At 52.3% G+C, this 17,653-nt stretch carries 15 protein-coding genes; 7 read left to right on the forward strand and 8 right to left on the reverse strand.

Annotated elements, in window-relative coordinates; genetic code table 11:
• Positions 1 to 48: 48 nt before the first annotated feature.
• The 3 genes from B1C80_RS24380 to B1C80_RS29025 form a co-directional block, all read right to left on the reverse strand.
• Positions 49 to 1,284, reverse strand: coding sequence for an efflux RND transporter periplasmic adaptor subunit (locus B1C80_RS24380; RefSeq protein WP_077923844.1), 1,236 nt, complete (start codon positions 1,282 to 1,284; stop codon positions 49 to 51).
• Positions 1,281 to 5,723: a CusA/CzcA family heavy metal efflux RND transporter gene (locus B1C80_RS24385; RefSeq protein ID WP_077923845.1), complete on the reverse strand. Its 4,443-nt coding sequence runs from the start codon at positions 5,721 to 5,723 to the stop codon at positions 1,281 to 1,283. Before B1C80_RS24385 ends, B1C80_RS24380 begins: the two co-directional genes overlap by 4 nt.
• A gap of 97 nt (positions 5,724 to 5,820) precedes the next feature.
• The gene (locus B1C80_RS29025; RefSeq protein ID WP_369822737.1) at positions 5,821 to 6,159 is read right to left on the reverse strand and encodes a DUF6660 family protein; all 339 of its coding nucleotides are present in this window, start codon (positions 6,157 to 6,159) and stop codon (positions 5,821 to 5,823) included.
• Positions 6,160 to 6,577: 418 nt separating this feature from the next.
• Between B1C80_RS29025 and B1C80_RS24390 the strand changes: the two genes are divergently transcribed.
• Together B1C80_RS24390 and B1C80_RS24395 are read left to right on the forward strand one after the other, a co-directional pair.
• The gene (locus tag B1C80_RS24390; protein ID WP_077923846.1) at positions 6,578 to 7,042 is read left to right on the forward strand and encodes a 5-fold beta-flower protein; all 465 of its coding nucleotides are present in this window, start codon (positions 6,578 to 6,580) and stop codon (positions 7,040 to 7,042) included.
• A 71-nt stretch (positions 7,043 to 7,113) separates the two neighbouring features.
• Complete coding sequence (locus B1C80_RS24395; protein WP_077923847.1) at positions 7,114 to 7,365, forward strand: hypothetical protein; 252 nt, start codon at positions 7,114 to 7,116, stop codon at positions 7,363 to 7,365.
• Between the two features lie 33 nt (positions 7,366 to 7,398).
• Here the strand turns inward: B1C80_RS24395 and B1C80_RS28215 are convergent, their stop codons facing one another.
• The 3 genes from B1C80_RS28215 to B1C80_RS24405 all read right to left on the reverse strand — a co-directional run bounded on the left by B1C80_RS28215 (position 7,399) and on the right by B1C80_RS24405 (position 9,634).
• On the reverse strand, positions 7,399 to 7,773 hold the full coding sequence (locus tag B1C80_RS28215) for a hypothetical protein (protein WP_139361727.1): 375 nt from the start codon (positions 7,771 to 7,773) through the stop codon (positions 7,399 to 7,401).
• 367 nt (positions 7,774 to 8,140) lie between these two features.
• Positions 8,141 to 8,875 carry a sulfite exporter TauE/SafE family protein gene (locus B1C80_RS24400; RefSeq protein ID WP_077923848.1) on the reverse strand — a complete coding sequence of 245 codons (735 nt, stop codon included), beginning with the start codon at positions 8,873 to 8,875 and terminating at the stop codon, positions 8,141 to 8,143.
• 189 nt (positions 8,876 to 9,064) lie between these two features.
• Positions 9,065 to 9,634: a recombinase family protein gene (locus B1C80_RS24405; RefSeq protein ID WP_077923849.1), complete on the reverse strand. Its 570-nt coding sequence runs from the start codon at positions 9,632 to 9,634 to the stop codon at positions 9,065 to 9,067.
• A 168-nt stretch (positions 9,635 to 9,802) separates the two neighbouring features.
• Between B1C80_RS24405 and B1C80_RS24410 the strand changes: the two genes are divergently transcribed.
• Positions 9,803 to 12,907 (forward strand): Tn3 family transposase, encoded by a 3,105-nt coding sequence (locus B1C80_RS24410; protein WP_077923850.1) that lies wholly within the window; start codon positions 9,803 to 9,805, stop codon positions 12,905 to 12,907.
• A 352-nt stretch (positions 12,908 to 13,259) separates the two neighbouring features.
• Here B1C80_RS24410 and B1C80_RS28220 read toward each other — a convergent pair whose 3' ends face one another.
• Both B1C80_RS28220 and B1C80_RS24420 read right to left on the reverse strand, forming a co-directional pair.
• Positions 13,260 to 13,853 (reverse strand): hypothetical protein, encoded by a 594-nt coding sequence (locus tag B1C80_RS28220; protein ID WP_139361728.1) that lies wholly within the window; start codon positions 13,851 to 13,853, stop codon positions 13,260 to 13,262.
• 370 nt (positions 13,854 to 14,223) lie between these two features.
• Positions 14,224 to 14,406 (reverse strand): hypothetical protein, encoded by a 183-nt coding sequence (locus B1C80_RS24420; RefSeq protein WP_012931300.1) that lies wholly within the window; start codon positions 14,404 to 14,406, stop codon positions 14,224 to 14,226.
• Between the two features lie 193 nt (positions 14,407 to 14,599).
• On the opposite strand from B1C80_RS24420, the gene B1C80_RS24425 reads away from it, so the two are divergent.
• From B1C80_RS24425 to B1C80_RS24440, 4 genes are all read left to right on the forward strand, one after another.
• On the forward strand, positions 14,600 to 15,190 hold the full coding sequence (locus tag B1C80_RS24425; RefSeq protein WP_012931301.1) for a helix-turn-helix domain-containing protein: 591 nt from the start codon (positions 14,600 to 14,602) through the stop codon (positions 15,188 to 15,190).
• A 101-nt stretch (positions 15,191 to 15,291) separates the two neighbouring features.
• Positions 15,292 to 15,522, forward strand: a complete 231-nt coding sequence (locus B1C80_RS24430; protein ID WP_012931302.1) for a hypothetical protein — start codon at positions 15,292 to 15,294, stop codon at positions 15,520 to 15,522.
• Positions 15,523 to 15,916: 394 nt separating this feature from the next.
• Complete coding sequence (locus B1C80_RS24435) at positions 15,917 to 16,126, forward strand: hypothetical protein (RefSeq protein ID WP_012931303.1); 210 nt, start codon at positions 15,917 to 15,919, stop codon at positions 16,124 to 16,126.
• A 116-nt stretch (positions 16,127 to 16,242) separates the two neighbouring features.
• The gene (locus B1C80_RS24440; protein ID WP_041618065.1) at positions 16,243 to 17,652 is read left to right on the forward strand and encodes an efflux RND transporter permease subunit; all 1,410 of its coding nucleotides are present in this window, start codon (positions 16,243 to 16,245) and stop codon (positions 17,650 to 17,652) included.
• Position 17,653 lies beyond the last annotated feature (1 nt).

Raw genomic sequence — 17,653 nt, forward strand, 5'->3', positions numbered from 1 at the left:
GCAGCGAATCAATCGGAAAGCCTGGGTTGTATTTTTCTGCCTGTTGCCTTATTTACCCTCTTCCTCTTCAGTGTTGTTCATGGCCGAGAGCAGGTCATACGCCCCGGTAATAACAATTCGGTTACCCGGCTTTAGGTCGGCGGGCAGGGTAACGGCCTGATACCCATTTTCAGCTACGCCGATCCGCACCAGGATCGGCCGAAACCGATACCGTACCCCTTCTCCCTGGCCTTCTTTTTCTTCCAGCACAAAAATCTGGGATTGATTACCGGACTGGACGATGGCCGCTTCAGGCAGGGCCGGAACCGGCTGGGAAGTCGTTTCGATCACGGCTTTAAGAAAGGTACCCGGACGCAGGCCCGCCGGAGCGTGATCGAAGGAAGCATACACCGACACAGTTCGGTCCGCATTGGTCTCCCGGTTGATAAGCCGGATGCGGCCGGTGTACTCACGCGGAAGGGAAGCTCCGGTTTGGCCAACGAAACTCAGCCGAACGCGCTGCCCCACCTGCACCTGAGACACGTCGCCCTCGAAAACGGTGAGCTGGGCCAGGAGTCGGCTGGCATCGACGATTTCAAAAAGGACATCGTTTGCCGCCACATACCGGCCCCGGTTGACACCGGCCACGGTCACCGTTCCATCAATGGGCGCACGGATGACAACGGTACGGTTAATTTTACCGCCTTTCAATTCGGATGAGGGAATGCCCAGCAGGGCCAGTTGCTGACGAAGCCCCTCCGCCCGGGCCCGGAGCGTACCCAGTTCAGCCGTTGCCTGCTGCAACGTTTTGAGCGCCCCAACATTCTGCTGACTCAGTTCCCGTTGCCGCTCGTATTCCTGCTGCTGGAAGGTCAATCGACTACTGGTCTCTAAGTAATCCTGCTGTAGGCGGATAAATTCAGGGTTTTCCAGCACGGCCAGTACCTGGCCTTTGCGGACGGCCGTGCCGGGCAACAGACTGGATGAAACCAGGATGCCCCCATAGGGCGTCGAAACGGATACCTGTTGCTGAGGGGGCGCATTAAGCGACCCGTTCACCCGGATCAGGTTACTCAGGGTTCGGGTTTCCAGTGATCCCAGGCGAATACCTGCCGTCTGAAACTGGGTTTCGGATAACTCGACCGTACCGGCTTCTTCTTTTGATTCGGCGGGTTCCCCGGTTTTGGCCGGAGCTGCCGTTTCACTCGATTTAGAGGATTTGTCTCCTTGCTGACAGGCCGTTTGGCTACTCAGTACGATAAATAGGGCGAGCCATAGCCGCCGACTAACGAATGGATGGTTCATGGTTGCGTACTTCCCAGGATAAATTCAAGGTTGATAACCGTTTGATTGTACTCATTGAGTGCGGCCAAATAACCCGTTTGAATACCAATGACGGTGCGCAGGTTTTGGAGCAGCTCCACGTAGCCGATTTCGCCCGCCCGGTAGGACCGCTCGGCCGTCTGTCGAATCAGCGCAGCCTGGGGCAGTGCCGATTGCTGAAAATAGGTGAGCGTCTGCTCATTCTTGCGGTAGGTCTGCACCAGTTCGTCGTAAGCCCCCCGCAGGCTTCGCTGTCGGGCAGACAGGCTCGCTTCGGCTCGCTGCTGGCCTAATTCGGCGGCCCGGACCCTGGCCCGCAGAGGCTTGGCAATCAGCGGAAAGGAGATACCTACCTGTCCGTACATAAACCGGTGGGCCGCGTTATAGTATTGTTCCGTTCCGTCAGCCATTGGATAAAATCCCCGCAGCGACTGATTCGTCAGCGTCAGGGCGAAGTCGGGTTTGAGTCGCGCCCGTTCTACGTCCGTTTCCCGCCGGGCCAGTTCTAGTTGCTGGATTAACAGGGCCAGTTCGGGATTTTGCACCAGAGCGGTAGAATCGATGAGCGGCAAGCGGAGAGACCGGACGGTCAGTACCGAATCGCCCACTTGGGGCAGTGCCTGGGTTCCCAGCAACGTTTGCAGGCGTCGGAGCCGGATCAGCTCATCCGACTGGTTTTGCCGCAAGGCCATCTGAAGCTGCCGGGCTTCTACTTCAGCCGCTGTTTGTTCCAGCAATGTCCCTTCGCCGGTGCGTTTCCTGACCTCAGAAGCCTGCACCACCGCCCGCAGCAGACTATCCTGCCGGAGCAGCTCACCCCGCAGGGAGCGGAGGTACACCAGCTCGTAGTACGCTGATTTGGTTTGGAGGGCCAGTTCCTGACGGGTCACGCGGGCTTCGGCTTCGGCCCCGACAACGCGGGCATCCAGGAGTCGGCGCTGGCTCCGGATGAGGGCCGGGGCAGGGAATCGCTGACCCACCGAGATCGACTGGTCAACATAAGGGCTGTTATACTGGCCCAGCGAGACCGATACATCGGTTTTGCCCAAGTCGTTGGCCGTGCCCCGTAACGCCTGCTGAACGCCAATCGTCAAGGTGGAGACCCGAACCAGCGGGTTATTCTGAAACGTTTGCTGAAGCGCTCCTTCCAGGGAAAGAGGTCGGGTCACCGGGGCCTGGGTGTTCACCTGCGCCGATGCACTCGTGGCTCCGGCCACCAGCGAACCAGCCAACAGGCCAATCAGTAACCAACTGGGAGTGAGGCCCGACGTTGGCTTCGGCGAGGTAACCCCGTCGGCCGCTTCCCCTCGTTGGCCGAACCAGCTTTCCTCTAAGTAGTACAGAATGGGCAGGACCAATAAAGTCAGCAGCGTCGCTGTAATCAACCCACCGATGACGACCGTGGCCAGCGGTTTCTGCACTTCCGCACCCGCTGTCGTGGACAGGGCCATCGGCAGAAAACCCAGGGAAGCGACCGTGGCCGTCATCAAAACGGGGCGCAGCCGCACGGCCGTACCCTGATAGATGACTTCGTGGAGGTCGCTGACACCCTGCTCGCGTCGAATGCGGTTGAATTCAGCCATGAGCACAATGCCATTGAGCACGGCTACCCCAAACAAGGCAATAAAGCCCACGCCCGCCGAAATACTAAAGGGCATGTCGCGTAGCCAGAGGGCCAGCACTCCCCCGATGGCAGACAGCGGAATGGCCGTGAAAATCAGGGCTGCCTGCCTTACGGACCCAAACGTGACAAATAGGAGCAAAAAGATCAGGCCGAGGGCCACCGGCACCGCGATACTTAACCGTTCGCGGGCCTCGATCAAATTCTCGAACTGCCCGCCGTAGGTGAGCGAGTAACCCGTGGGCAATTTAACCTGGGCGTCGATTTTACCCTGTAAGTCCCGAACCACACTCTCCACGTCCCGACCCCGGACGTTAAAGGCAATGGTCAGCCGCCGTTTGGCATCTTCCCGCTGAATCTGATTCGGCCCCGGCTTGAGGCTGACATTCGCTAACTGACCCAGCGGCACGGGCGTTCCATCAGGTACCGAAACGGTCAGCGCCCGCACGTCCTCAATGTTTCGGCGGCTCTGGTTGGCCAGCCGGACGACCAGATCATACCGGCGTTCTCCTTCGTAGACGATGCCCGCACGCTCCCCGGCAAAGGCCGCGCTGAGGGTTCGGTTTACCTCATCGACCGACAGCCCGTAGCGGGCCAGGGCCTCGCGGTCCACGGCCACCACAATCTGGGGTAGTCCCTGCACCTGCTCCACGTACAAATCCGTGGCACCCGGCACCGTCCGGACGATGCGCCCAAGCTGGCCCGCCAGCCGCTGCAACTCGGTGAGATCCTCGCCGAATAATTTGACGGCCACGTCCTGCTTGGCCCCCGAAATCAACTCGTTGAACCGCATCTGGATGGGTTGCTGAAACCCGTAGGTGACACCGGGAATCGCTTCGAGGGCTTCCGCCATTTGGCCCGCCAAATCCTCCTGATTATCGGCCGAAGTCCATTCGGACTGGGGCTTGAGCAGGACCATCAAATCCCCCGCTTCGATGGGCATGGGATCGGTGGGAATCTCACCCGCCCCGATTTTGCCAATCACTTCCCGCACTTCGGGAAACTGCTTGAGTAGCAACCGCGCCGATTGCAGAAACTTGTCCTCGGTTTGGCTAAGCGAGGAGCCCGTCAGGGTGCGCAGTTCCACGGCGAAATCGCCCTCGCTCAGTTCGGGGATAAACTCCCCCCCTAAGCGGCTGAAGAGCCAACCGGCCCCCACCAGCAGCCCGGCGGCTAGGCCCAGTACGAGCCATTTAGCGCGCAGCGCCCACCGGATAGCGGGATCATACAAGCGGTGGAAGAAGCCCATCATCCGGTCGGAGAGGGTCGGCTGGTGACGAATGGTTTTACTCAGCAGCAGGGCCGATACCATGGGTACGTAGGTTAGGGAAAGAATGAATGCCCCCAGAATAGCGAAGCTGACTACCTGCGCCATGGGTCGAAACATCTTGCCTTCGATACCGACTAAGGCCAGGATGGGCAGATACACAATCAGGATAATGATTTCACCAAAGGCGGCCGAGGAGCGGATTCGGCTGGCGGCCTGGTAGACTTCCTCATCCATTTGGGGCTGGGTCAAGCGGTTTATTCGGCTACCTGCCAGATGATGCAGGGTGGCCTCGACGATGATAACGGCTCCGTCCACGATCAGGCCGAAATCGATGGCTCCCAGACTCATCAGGTTGCCCGACACGCCGAACAGGCTCATCATGCCGATGGCAAAGAGCATAGCTAAGGGGATCACCGAGGCCACCACCAGCCCCGCCCGCCAGTTGCCCAGAAACAGGATCAGAACGAAAATCACAATCAGTGCCCCCTCGATGAGGTTGCGGGTGACGGTGTGGATGGCCCGGCCTACCAACTCTGAGCGATCCAGAAACACGCGGACATCGACGCCTTCGGGCAGCGTGCGTCGAATCTGGTCAATCTTGGTTTTTACCCGGCCAATGACCTCATTGGCGTTTTGGCCTTTCAGCATCAGGACGACGGCTCCTACGGCTTCCCCTTCCCCGTTGCGCGTCAGGGCCCCATAGCGTACAGCGGAGCCGAAGCGTACCTGGGCCACATCCCGAACCAATATGGGCACGCCCCTGACTGTGCGCCGAACGACGATGCGGCCCATATCGGCCAGACTCCCCACCAAGCCTTCTGAGCGGATGAAATAGGCATTGGGCTTTTTATCAATGTAGGCCCCGCCCGTGTTCTGGTTGTTTTTTTCCAGGGCCGTAAACAAATCACCGATGCTAAGCCCATAGGAACGGAGCCGATCCGGGTCAACGGCAATTTCATACTGTTTCAACAGGCCACCAAAGCTGCTCACGTCGGCCACCCCGGGCGTACCCAGGAGTTGCCTTCGGACGACCCAGTCCTGAATCGAGCGCAGTTCCATGGGTGAATAGCGTTTTTCAAAACCGGGTTTTGCGTAAATGACGTACTGATAGATTTCACCGAGTCCCGTGCTGATCGGCCCCAATGTGGGTTCGCCCGTACCAGGTGGAATCTGAGCCCGGGCTTCGGATAGCCGCTCGTCCACCTGCTGGCGGGCCCAGTATAGGTCGGTGGCGTCTTTGAAGACCAGGGTAACGACCGACAAACCAAAGCGCGAGATCGAGCGGATTTGGGTAATGTCGGGGATGGTGGCCATCGTCTGTTCGACGGGAAAGGTAATCAGCCGCTCTACCTCCTGAGCGGCCAGCGCCGGGGAACGGGTAATTACCTGCACCTGGTTGCTGGTGATGTCGGGCAGCGCGTCAATCGGTAAGCGACGGAGCGCGTAGCTCCCCCACCCAATCAGTACCAGCGTCAGCAGGCCAATAATGAGTTTGTTCCGAATCGAAAATCGGATGATGGAATCCAGCATGGGAATGAAAAAGATAAATAGCCAATGCCTTCATTCAGAGTGAATGAAAGGTACCTAAACCGGTTGGCTTGACCCAACCGGAGCCGCGAACTGGGGCTTAGGCTAGCTGGGGGGGCTGCCAGATATGAAGGGGAAAACGGGTCGGCCGGGAAGGCAAGTACGCGAAGCGTGTTGAAAAAAGGGGTAAATAAGCTACGGTTGGTTCAAGCGGCATCAGCGGTGCCGGAGGGAGAGTTACCGAGGCAGGACAGGCAGAACACGAACAAAACGGCGAGCAGAGATCGCCGTCAGGGAACGAGCCTACAGGCTGGTGGTGAATCGAAAAGGTAGTCGTAAGCTTATTTGAAGACTGGTCATACGGGATAGCCTCGGTGCAGGGGAGTACCGATAGCACGAGTACATGTAGACTTAATAACAGACAGACCAGTGATTTCACGGGGCAAAGATAAGAAAGAGTTGGCGTTATAGAAACGTATTAGTTCCAGACTTGGTCATTACGATCAAATTGACCACCCGATTCCGTCAACTCCAGAGCAGTTGATTCCGCAGGTAATTGACCACTTTATTTCTCTTTGCATCAGCACCTTAGCATCTGTTTGATGAAATAGAAGCAGTGGCCACCGTGGCGCGGTCAATTGGCGACGGAATTAGGTGGTCTATGGCAGTGAAATCTTCACCAGACTATAGCAGGTCGTTAGAAATTCACTTGTACGACTGCACGGTTAACGCTGTTAATCACTTATCGGCGCAGAGAATGCCACAAATCTTATAATAACCAGCCCCGATTGTGTAAACAATCCTGTTATTCAATAGATTACCTTTGATAGGCATCAAAGGTATAAACCATTAACAACATGCGTAAATCAGCTTTTTGCCTCACACTCATCTTGAGTTTTCTGGCTTCCTTTACCTTCGCGCAGCGGCCCCAGGATTCCAAAGGGCATTTCATCAACGCCAAAGGCGATGTTTATTATCAGGGAGAAAAAGTCGGGCTGGTGACCAAAGAGGGCATTATTCAGGATGCCCACGGGAAAAAAGTCGCTTTCCTTAATTCGGATGGCACCCTGTCCGATGCCAGTGGCAAGAAAATGGGGAAAGTGGGAAAGAACGGAGAGACCTTCTACGATGCCAGCGGCAACCTGGTGTTTACGGTGAAAGATAAAGCCGGTGAAACCTGCGATATTTTCGATGCCCACGGGAAAAAAATCGGGTCGGTCTATGATGGCATGAAAGGTTCAGCCTGTGCCGCCCATTGCTTTGCCAATGGTCTTGACGCAAGTACCCATCAAAAACCCAAAGTGGCCAAGGCGGGCAATTAAATTACACTATCAAAGAAAAAGCCCGCCATTTCTGACGGGCTTTTTTTATTTCCCACAACGCTTACTCGCAAATGCAGCCAGGCGTATTAGGGCAAGCCTCTTTACTGCTTTTTGCCGCGAAAGCGACTTTGTTCGCAGTGGCAACCTTCTTCGTAGCAGCTTTCGACGTGGTAGCTGAATTGCAGCCTGTCGAACTGCAAGACGATTGGCTACAAGTCGTTTTAGCTTTTTTTGGTGCTTCGGTTGCAAAGGAGCTTACCGATACAAATAGAAACAGGGCGGAAAGAACCGCCGAAATGAAATTTTTCATGATGAAAATTTGAATGAATGATTAAAAATTTGAACTCGTGCGGAGGTCAAATCATCCATTCGGGCGGCTGGAAAAAGTCGCCGATAAAGTGGGAAGCCGAAGCGGTATAATTGGAGCGAACTTTCTCTTTCTGAACTAGGGCAAACAGCGGTGCAGGAAGTTGGAATACTTCCATCTTAACAATGGAACAGCCTGCACACATTTGGAAGGGACTACATATTCCCCCAGGGCAACAATCATTTGTTCCTTTAGGCGTGTCGTCTGCTTTGCCGGATTGCCCGGTTTCAGTCGTCGCACAGTGGCCACCGTCGCAACAGGACGTTTCCGTACTTGCCATAGATTTTTGGCATAATTCGGCACTTTGCGGAGCAACGGAGAGCCACACAACAACAAAGGCCAAAAAGATTGCCAGAAACTTCATAAGGCAAAGATAGAAAGGAATAATGATTGATGCGCAAAGCATCCGCCAGAACCACTGTTCCCTTTGGCATTTGAACGACAAAACCCAATGTGTTCGTCTAAAATCCCATGATTAAAGCAGGTGCCCCATGAAAAAGTTTCTGATTGTCGTGACGATGATCGCTACATTGGGTGCGTTCGTGCCCGCAGCCTATGCTGCTTGTTGCCCTGATTGTTCGGAATGCCCCGATCCGTGCAGCGATTAAGTGTGCGCTGTTCCATGAATTGAGAAAGCCTCATTTTGGGGCTTTCTTTTTGCCTACTTTGTTCAACTATAAACGGTGTATGCATGTAAACAAAGCAGGGTTCAGTTCGCTCCGAAACCCTGGCTAGGTGAAAATTAGTTTAGCTCCCGCGATAAGTAGTACGATAGGCAAAAGGCGTTTGATAGTGATGTGTTCGAGTCGTTGACTCCCGTAGTATGATCCTATGGTGCCGCCTATAATGGCCGCAATAGCTAGAAAAATTGCGTATGAGGGAAACAAGCGGGTGCTACTAACATTTCCCAACAGACCAGAAATTGAGTTGACCAGAATAAAGAATGCAGACACCGCAGCAGCAGGTTTTGTTTTTGCCCATCGCATAAATAGTAAGAGAGGGGTCAAAAAAATACCACCCCCCGTTCCGGTAAGGCCGGATAACAAGCCAAGCACACCACCTAACAGGATTGCCACCGGACGCGGTGGCTCATTGGCTACAGAATCATCTATAGGACGTAGAAGAAAACGGGCTGCTGTGAAAAGCAAAATAATGCCTACCAGCACCTTAAAAACATGAGTTGGGAGATTGATGTATCCCCCAATAAACGCCATTGGAATCGCCAGCATGGCGAATGGCCAAAAGAGCCGCCAAGAGAAGTAGCCCGCCCGCCAGAATTGCCATGTGCCGATGCAGGCGACCAGGATATTTAAAATTAGAGCAGTGGGTTTTATTACATCTGGTGCAAGGCCAAATAGGGACATAACGGCAATGTAGCCAGATGCGCCAGCGTGACCGACCGAGGAATATAGAAAGGCGACAACCAGAATGGCTAACGCGAGAAATGAAAGCTGCTCAATACCCATTCACAAAGAAAGCAAGAAATGACATTTATCGCTTCGGATGAGTATTTCGTTATTAATGCTCGTTTGGATATGAACAGTAGCCCTATGATCTTATATAAACGTCGGTATCTGTAGGATCAGCTCTGGTTTATTCAAAAGCATACGCTCTATTTGAAAAATGACTGTTTGAATGCTAGGGACATGCGATAATTACAAAGACGTTTTTTCAAGCTGTTTTCGATACCGCTTCACACTCGACATGCTGATGCCGGTTAGACTCACGGTTTCGGCCACCGATAGGCCGCGTTCCAATGCTTTTTTAACCTTGGCAAACTTCTCGGCATCCAGTCCGGTAGGACGACCAATGTGCTTACCCTTTGCCTTGGCCAGCAACTGACCCGCCCTGGTTTTCTCTAGGATACTTTCCCGATTATACTCGGCTAAAGCTGAGAAGATCTGCAAGACTAACTTACCAGCTGCGGTGGTGCTGTCAACACCCAGATCCAACGCCTTGAAATGAATACCATTCCGGGCAAACTCACCCAGCAAGCTAATCAAATGATCCCGGCTTCGACCTAATCGAAAGAAACGGGCTACCATCACTGTATCACCGGGGCGTAATTGGGTCAGTAGGGTATTCAGAGCCGGTCGGCTCGTGCTGACACCGGTGATCTTATCCTGAAAGATTTCATCACAACCCGCTTTGTGAAGAGCATCCAGTTGGGTGTCTAAGTTTTGATCTAGCGTCGAGACACGGGTGTAACCAAAAAGTTTGTTCATAGTCTCAAAAAGTCAGTGTCATAAAGATAAAGCCTTCTTTATTTTAGAACCTACTTTCTGAACCCTATTTTTGGGTGTGTTGCAGCGGTAGAGGATGAAACCAGGGACAGGTTCAGAAAGGTATGGCTTTTTGAACCTACTTGAATCGGACTTTACGACTTACTTCTAATGCCTAGACGCGATTTTCTTTCTTCAGATGAGCGGCTACGCTTTGATATGCCCCCACGTCTTAACGCTGTCGAACGGCTGATTTTAGTGGATATTCCCCAATGGGCAGAGAATTACGTCCAGGCCATCCATTCCCCCACTAATAAAATTGGTTTTCTTTTACAATTGGGCTACTTCCGGGTGGTGACTCGTTTTTTCATACCAGACCGCTTTCCTGCCGCTGATTTGGAATGGGTTTGTCGTCGCCGAAATATTCCGTTAACCGATGTGCAGATAGAGGACTATCGGCATAATCGAACGATGTATCGCCATCGAACGACAATCCTGGATCGATTGGGCTATCAGTCGTTTGAGATTGAACACCGGATAGCATTAATTGAGGAAGCTCGGCGCCTGACGCACATGCAAACGCGCCCTTCTCTCATGCTAGATGCCTTGGTGAGTTGGTTGAGGGAACGACGAATTGAACTACCTCCCTACAACACACTACGCGAGATTATTGCCGGAGCATTGGACGTTTTTGACCAGCACTTACAAACCGTAATTGAGCAACATCTGACGGTCTCGGAAATGGCACTACTCGATAACTTGCTGGATAACTCATCCCTATACACTGGGCATGGTCGGCCAGCCCGCTATCCGCTGACCCAACTCAAACAGATTCCTCAATCCATGCAGCCCAAAGCCATCGCCGAGCGGGTGGCCCTGTTCAACCAGCTCAAGCAGCTTTTTGTGCCACTGGCCCCAGTAATTGTCCGTCTGGACCTAAGCGATGATACGTTGCGCTATTATGCCCAGTATGTACTGGATAATCCATCGACGTATATGGTTGAGCGGCTTTATGAACGCTACCTCCGGCTACTGTCCTTCATCACCCATCAATATCTCACTTTAGGCGATGCCCTGATTCTGACGCTGAATAAGGCAGTAAGTGGGCTGTTGGCGGATTGTGAGGAAAAGCTGAAGCAGGAATACTATCAAAGCCGACAGGCTACAGCCAGTCTGGTTGGCCAGGTTAGCCGACGCTCTGCCCAGCACATTGACGCACTCACCCATATCGAGCGGATCATTGACCAGGCAACGATAGATGACCACCAGAAAGTGGAGCAGATTCGGGCTACTTTATCCCGCCGAAAAATGACCCCTGCCGAGCTATTGGCCGACCAGCAGCGGGTGGTTGAGTTGCAAGGAATCAATCAGCCGGTTCAGGAACGCAGCGATTACTATCTGGCTCTGGAAAAAGCCTCCTTCCGCTTACAACTGCGGGTTTCAGCCATCGTGCAAACGCTGACCTTTGATGAGCAAACGTCTCATCCCCATCTGCTGACAGCGGTTCAGTATTATCAGCAACGTCAGGGTGAACTGTCAGCGAACTCACCTGTCCCGGTGGAGTTTCTGGATCTGCTGGAGAGGCAGCACGTGTATACTGAGAAGGGGAAACTACGGGTATCACTCTATAAGATCTTCTTGTTTCGTGCTGTGCGGGATGCCCTGCGGGACGGTACGCTGACGGTACTTTCCTCCTACGAGTATCGTTCTGTCGATGACTATCAGATTCCACTCCAGCAGTGGCAACAATACCGTCAAGACTACCTCAAACGGGCGAACTTGCTTGCCGTCAGTCAACCAGCTCCAACGTTGTTGGCTATTAATAACCCACTAAATGAGCAGTTCAAAAAGACTAACGAAGGGCTACCGACTAACCCACAGGTTTATTTTGATGCGCATGGCGGCTGGCACCTACACCGCTACCGGGCAGAGGAAGACCAGCAACAGCAACAGGCTGCGGTAGGACTATTGTATCCTGCCAGCCAGGTCATTTCACTTCGGGACGTACTGTTACAGATTGACCGACTGACGGGTTTTCTGAATAAATTTCGACATCAAGGCTTTGCTAGTAAGCCGACCCGGCCGGATAAGCGCCTGTTGCTGGCCGCTCTCATTGGTTACGGGGAAAACATTGGTATTCGCAAGATGGCTCTGATTTCCAAGAGCATCTCGGTCAACGCGCTGGAGCGGGTGGCTACCCAATACTTCTCACCTGAGATGACTCTAGAAGCCATTGACTGCATTCTTTCCCACAGCGAGGCCTTACCATTGACAGAATTGTTTCGTCGTAAAGAGGGGTTTGTACACACGGCAAGCGATGGCCAAAAGTATGACGTCTCGACGCCTTCTCTGAGAGCTTCGGCTTCCTATAAGTATTTTGGCAATGGTGAAGGCGTCGTCATTTACTCGGGCTTGGATGAAGCTGGCCAGTTACTGTACACCGTTGTCTTTAACGCGGCCGAACGGGAATCACCTTACGTTCTGGATGTTATTTTGCATAATAACGTGATCCAAACTCAGGCTCATGCTACAGATATGCACGGCTTTTCGGAAGTCAATTTTGCCATTACCGGCCTTATTGGTGTTGAACTACGACCTCGCTTTGTGACGATTCACCGGCAACGTCTCTACAGTCTCGATTCAGTAGCCAGTTATAAGGAACTGGGTTATCGAATTGTCCCGAATATGCGCATTGATCATGAACAGTTAATCGAGCAATGGGATAATATCCTGCGGTTTGTGGCCAGTATTAAGCTGGGCTATGTACAAGCCTCGACATTGCTAAAGCGACTCAACTCTTACAGCCGCCAACATCCCCTGTACCGAGCCTTGAAAAACCTGGGGCGGCTCTACAAAACCGATTATATCCTGCGTTACGTGCATGAACCTGACCTGCGAGCTACTGTTGAGGGTATGCTCACCCAAATGGAGCATAGTAACAAGTTTAGTAGTGCAGTTACTCTGGGTAACAATCAGGCTATGGGCTGGCAAACTGATCGGGAGCAGCAAATTGCCACTGGTAGCAAAGTGGTCATTATGAATGCCATCAATTATTACAATCTGCTGTATCTATCGGAGCGGTTACGGCAATGCTCGACGGAAAATGAACGGCAGGAGTTGTTGCGTACCATCTTACAATCGTCAACCCATACCTGGCATCACATCAATCTGGGAGGTGAATATGATTTCACCGATACTGAAACCCTCGAAATGGCTTTTGATTTGGAAGCTCTGTTAAACTTTTCCTTGTCCAGACCTTCTCGATCAGTCAAATGACGAATTGTGTACTTTTCCGCAGAAATACCCAAGCCTGTCAAAAATGCGCCGATGCCTGTCATCAACACTATGAACGGTTAACCCAAGCTTAGAAAGCTTTAGTTGATTCAACCGTAAAAGAGGCCAATCACGCATTGTAATTGGCCTTTTTTACGGTTGAACTTTGTTTTTTTTAGCCCGCAAGCAACGTTTTTTTTCTTATTGCGTACAGGGGTTCTCGTTGCAAATGCGGGGCCGCATTTGCAACGAGAACCCTATTGACAATCAATGTATTTGATAATTAGGGCCGTCCAAGTGACAGATATTGCACGAAACGGCAAACACACCCAATGGTGTTAATAATCCCACGTTCTTACTCTCCGAAGAGACCAAGTATCACGCCAACGATACCAAACAGTAAGACAAACAAACCAATAAAACCAACCGTGCCGTTTAATTGACGGCCACTACCCGATAGTATCAACAGTACACCCCCCAGTAACAGAACAAGGCCGCCAATCAAACGTACCCGTTTAGCAATCATTGCCTTTTCTGGCTTGCTGGGTGCCAGATGCCGACCAATTTTTTTGTTTACTTTTCTGAGCATCAATCCTTCAACAAGAGTCGCTTTGTGTGGGGGGTGAGTTGCTGTCGGTTTGAGCGTTTGGAGAGTTAACAAATACGTTACCCGGATCATACGTTCGTTCAGCTTTGTGGCTGTTGCCATTTTGCCCCCATTTGGGAGATGGGCTTCAATTTGTACAGGGGCCGACTCAACCTGCATTCGAGTCTCTATCGGTGTTGCAGCGGCCTGTACAGGAGTTGCTAGGACCACTGGTTGTGTTTTAGGCGTAGCAAACGACGACGACGCTTCTCGCTGAAAATAGGCAATTGGACGGCTGCAAGAAGAATAAATAGCAACTCCAATCAGAACCGCGCAAATTTTTTGAGTGGATGTAGTGGTCATTAATTTGATTATATTGGATAGTTTGGCAGAAAAGTACTTTTTTCACGGTCCGCCGTTGCAGTCGTTTGAACGGCCCTCGTTACTTAACTATCTCATTTACTCTTGCTTACGGTTCAAAAAATTGGTGTCATAAAGCGAAGACGAGAAAAATTATTGAACCTATCATCTGGCTCTAATTTTTGCCATAAGTTGAACACCAAACTTTTTAAAAGTTTAGTGTTCAGAAAGGTACAGCTAACCGGTGACAAATTTGCCGGACCGCTCCGGCGGTTCGTTTTTTTAGATAAACCCATAAAGGGTCGAAATAATCTGTTACGAACGCGGCCTGGTCAAGTGCTTGACCGGGCCGCGTTGTCTGGGTGCGTGAGTATCAGGAATCTTTCTTCATCTTCATTTTACTGTGGTCCATCTTACTATGGTCCATTTTGCTGTGATCCATCTTTTTGGCCGCCTTAGCCTGTTTTTTGGCCGCTTTTGCGGGTTTCTGGGTTTGGGCGAAACTTGCGCCAACTAACAGCAGCGAAAGCGTAAGGGCAATGATTGTCTTTTTCATGGTAAAGTCGTTAAAAGAAATGGTTGTTTCTAACTGTTTAGAACCTTGCTCTAACGCGGTTGTTCAACGGTAGAGTTGTAAAATTTTTGGATTAGTTCATTTCGCAAAAAACTGTAAAGAGAGGCCAAAATTTTGTAGAACAAAAGCCGGTTCGTTTCCCCATTTTTGTTCGATGAACAGGGAGAGAAGATATATGAACAGCGGCCTGACTATCGTGCCGGTTAAAGGGCTGACCAACATAGGGTTGGTGGAGCGTATTCGTCACGAACTTTCGGAAGCCGGGTTTCGGGTCACCGCCATTCGTCCGGGACGAATTACGCTGCAGCAAACGGGGTCGTGGCTCAACCTGGAGCCACTGCTTGGTGCCTGGGGAGTTTTTCTGCTGGATGAGCGGGAACAGCAGGTAATCGAACACGCCAAAAACGGGTTAGCCAATAGCCTGGCCCAACGGTCGCTGCCGCTTCGCAGCCTGCTGAAACACCTCCGCGAACAGACCCGTTGCCCCTATGAACAGCTTAACGATTTATTTCTGGCGACCGAAGGCATGACATTCGGTCGGTACGTCGTGTTGCAACGCTTAGACAAGGTCATTGAACGGCTCACGTACTCCAACGCAACGATAACCGAAATAGCTCGGCAAACCGGCTATCGGAACGAAGCCCATCTAATCAGGCACTTAGATGCCGAGCGAGGCTTGCCACCCGCCCATTTTTTGGCTCTCCGGGACACCCGAATGGGCCAGGAGCCGCACAGGTTGGTTATGGCTCCCGTTGGGATAAACTAAAGATGGACAGATTTTACAAGCCCTGCCCGAAATTGTGTAACGCATCCGGGTTGCGAATGGCAGACCTTTGTCCGCAGTTCACCCGATAATTCGTGAAACAAATGGAAACCACAACACAATCTGCAATTCAGTTTAAAACGAACATTAAGTGTGGCGGCTGTGTCGCTACCGTTACCCCATTTTTAGACAAAACGGTTGGTGCCCAGCATTGGCAGGTCGATACGGCCAACCCCGATAAAGTGCTGACGGTACAGGCTGATGGCGTATTGGCCGAGCAGGTACAGCAGGCGGTGCAGCAGGCCGGTTACAAAGCCGAATTGTTAAATAAGTGACCTTTTGTTTAAAGCTGGTTGATGTCTGATATAGAACCCTGGACACCAACCAGCTTTAGCCAACGGATAGATGTGTTCATTTCGGTTAGAATCCCGATTATTTTATAATAAACTGGCGCTAATCTTATAACTCAGCCTGTTCGGTTTTGCACTACTTTTGTGCTAAATCGATTTCATTAAAAAACGGTGATTGGTGCGAACAATTAAAAACATAGGGTTGGTAAGTTGGGTACTCTGGTTAACGCTGGTACTCAGTGGCTTCCGGCCTGTTGGCGAACGCACCTGCCATAGTCAATCCGCCTGCACCTGTTGCTGTTCGGCTGGTCATTCGACCAACGCTGCTGGTAGCCCAAAATCTGCCGCATCCTGCGCGCCTAAAGCCTGCTCGTCAACGGTGAACCCGGCTGATGTTTCGGTTCGGGTATCGGTGGCACCCGCTCAGGATGTTCTCAATGATCAGCCTTCGCTGGTACGGGTCTATCATCAGTGGCTCCGCTCTCTGCTGGTAGCCAGCCATGATGCAGCTACGCGCCCGTCGCACAGCTACGATTCCCCCCCCTTCGAGCGCGATGTGTTTCTGCGTCTGCGTACTCTGCTTATCTGAATTTATTGGTTTTTCTATCAACTCATTGACTGAGCGGGGCTTTATTGGGCCATTTCGCCGGTTGCTGAGTTATTCTGTTATATACTGTTTGCTTATCGCTTAACCATTCTACCCCAATGATTGAGGGCTTAATTAAATTCTCCATACGCAACCGATTCATCGTCCTGCTGATTGCAGCCGGGCTGTTTGGATGGGGGGTGTACTCCGTCAGAACGAGTAAGATTGATGCAATTCCCGATCTGTCGGAGAATCAGGTCATTGTCTTTACCGAATGGATGGGCCGCTCTCCGCAGCTCATCGAAGACCAGATTACCTACCCATTGGTAACGAACCTCCAGGGTCTTCCGCAGGTGAAATACGTGCGGGGTACGTCGATGTTCGGCATGAGTTTCGTCTATGTCATTTTCAACGACGACACGGAGGTGTATTGGGCCAGGGAGCGGGTACTGGAACGGCTCAACTATGCGGCCCGGCTGCTGCCGGGGGGCGTTTCGCCCACGCTTGGCCCCGATGGAACAGGTGTGGGCCATATTCTGTGGTACACGTTGGACGCGCCCGGCATGGACCTCGGCGAACAGCGGGCCGTACAGGACTGGTACGTCAAGTTTGGGTTGCAGAACGTACCGGGCGTGGCCGAAATCGCGTCGTTCGGTGGGTTTCAAAAGCAGTACCAGGTGACGCTGGACCCCAACAAACTGACCTACTATGGTTTGTCCGTACCGCAGGTGATCGGGGCGATCCGGTCCAATAACAACGAAGCCGGGGGCCGCAAGTTTGAACTCAGCGGCATCGGCTACATCATCAAAACAACGGGCTATCTGCAATCGGTCGAGCAAATCCAGAACATCCCGCTCAAGACCATCAGTAGCGTCCCCGTGCGCGTGGCCGACGTAGCGACGGTTCAGATGACGGGCGAAACCCGGCTGGGCATCTTCGATCTGAACGGGCAGGGTGAGGCTGTGGGCGGTATTGTGGTGATGCGCTACGGCGAGAACGCCGACGAGGTGATTGGCAACGTTAAAAAGAAGATGGAAGAGGTCGCTAAGGGACTGCCCGAAGGCGTAACGTTCAACATCGTCTATGACCGCAGCGGGCTGATTCAGGAATCGGTTGCGTCCATCACCCATACACTCATTGAAGAAATGATTGTGGTGTCGCTGGTGGTGATTCTGTTCCTGTTGCACTGGCGGTCGGCCATCAGCATCATTATTCAGATTCCGATCACCATCGCCACGAGCTTTATCCTGCTCAACGCCTTCGACATCTCCTCCAACATCATGTCCCTGACGGGCATCGCGCTGGCTATCGGGGTAATCGTCGATAACGGCATTATCATGGCCGAAAATGCCTATAAAAACTTAGCGACCCGGCAGGCTGAGTTAACGGCAGAACAGGATGGGAAACAATCGGGTACGGTATCGGCTACGAATGGCAACGGACAAGGGGAGTATATTAATGGGCAGTCGGACCCCGGATCGTCGCTCCGGCGCACCGGCCCGGTTAAACCAACCCCGCAAACGCGCTAAT

Origin of the sequence: Spirosoma sp. 209, assembly GCF_002006735.1 — a bacterium.
In the GTDB taxonomy this organism is placed as follows: Bacteria; Bacteroidota; Bacteroidia; order Cytophagales; family Spirosomataceae; genus Spirosoma; species Spirosoma sordidisoli.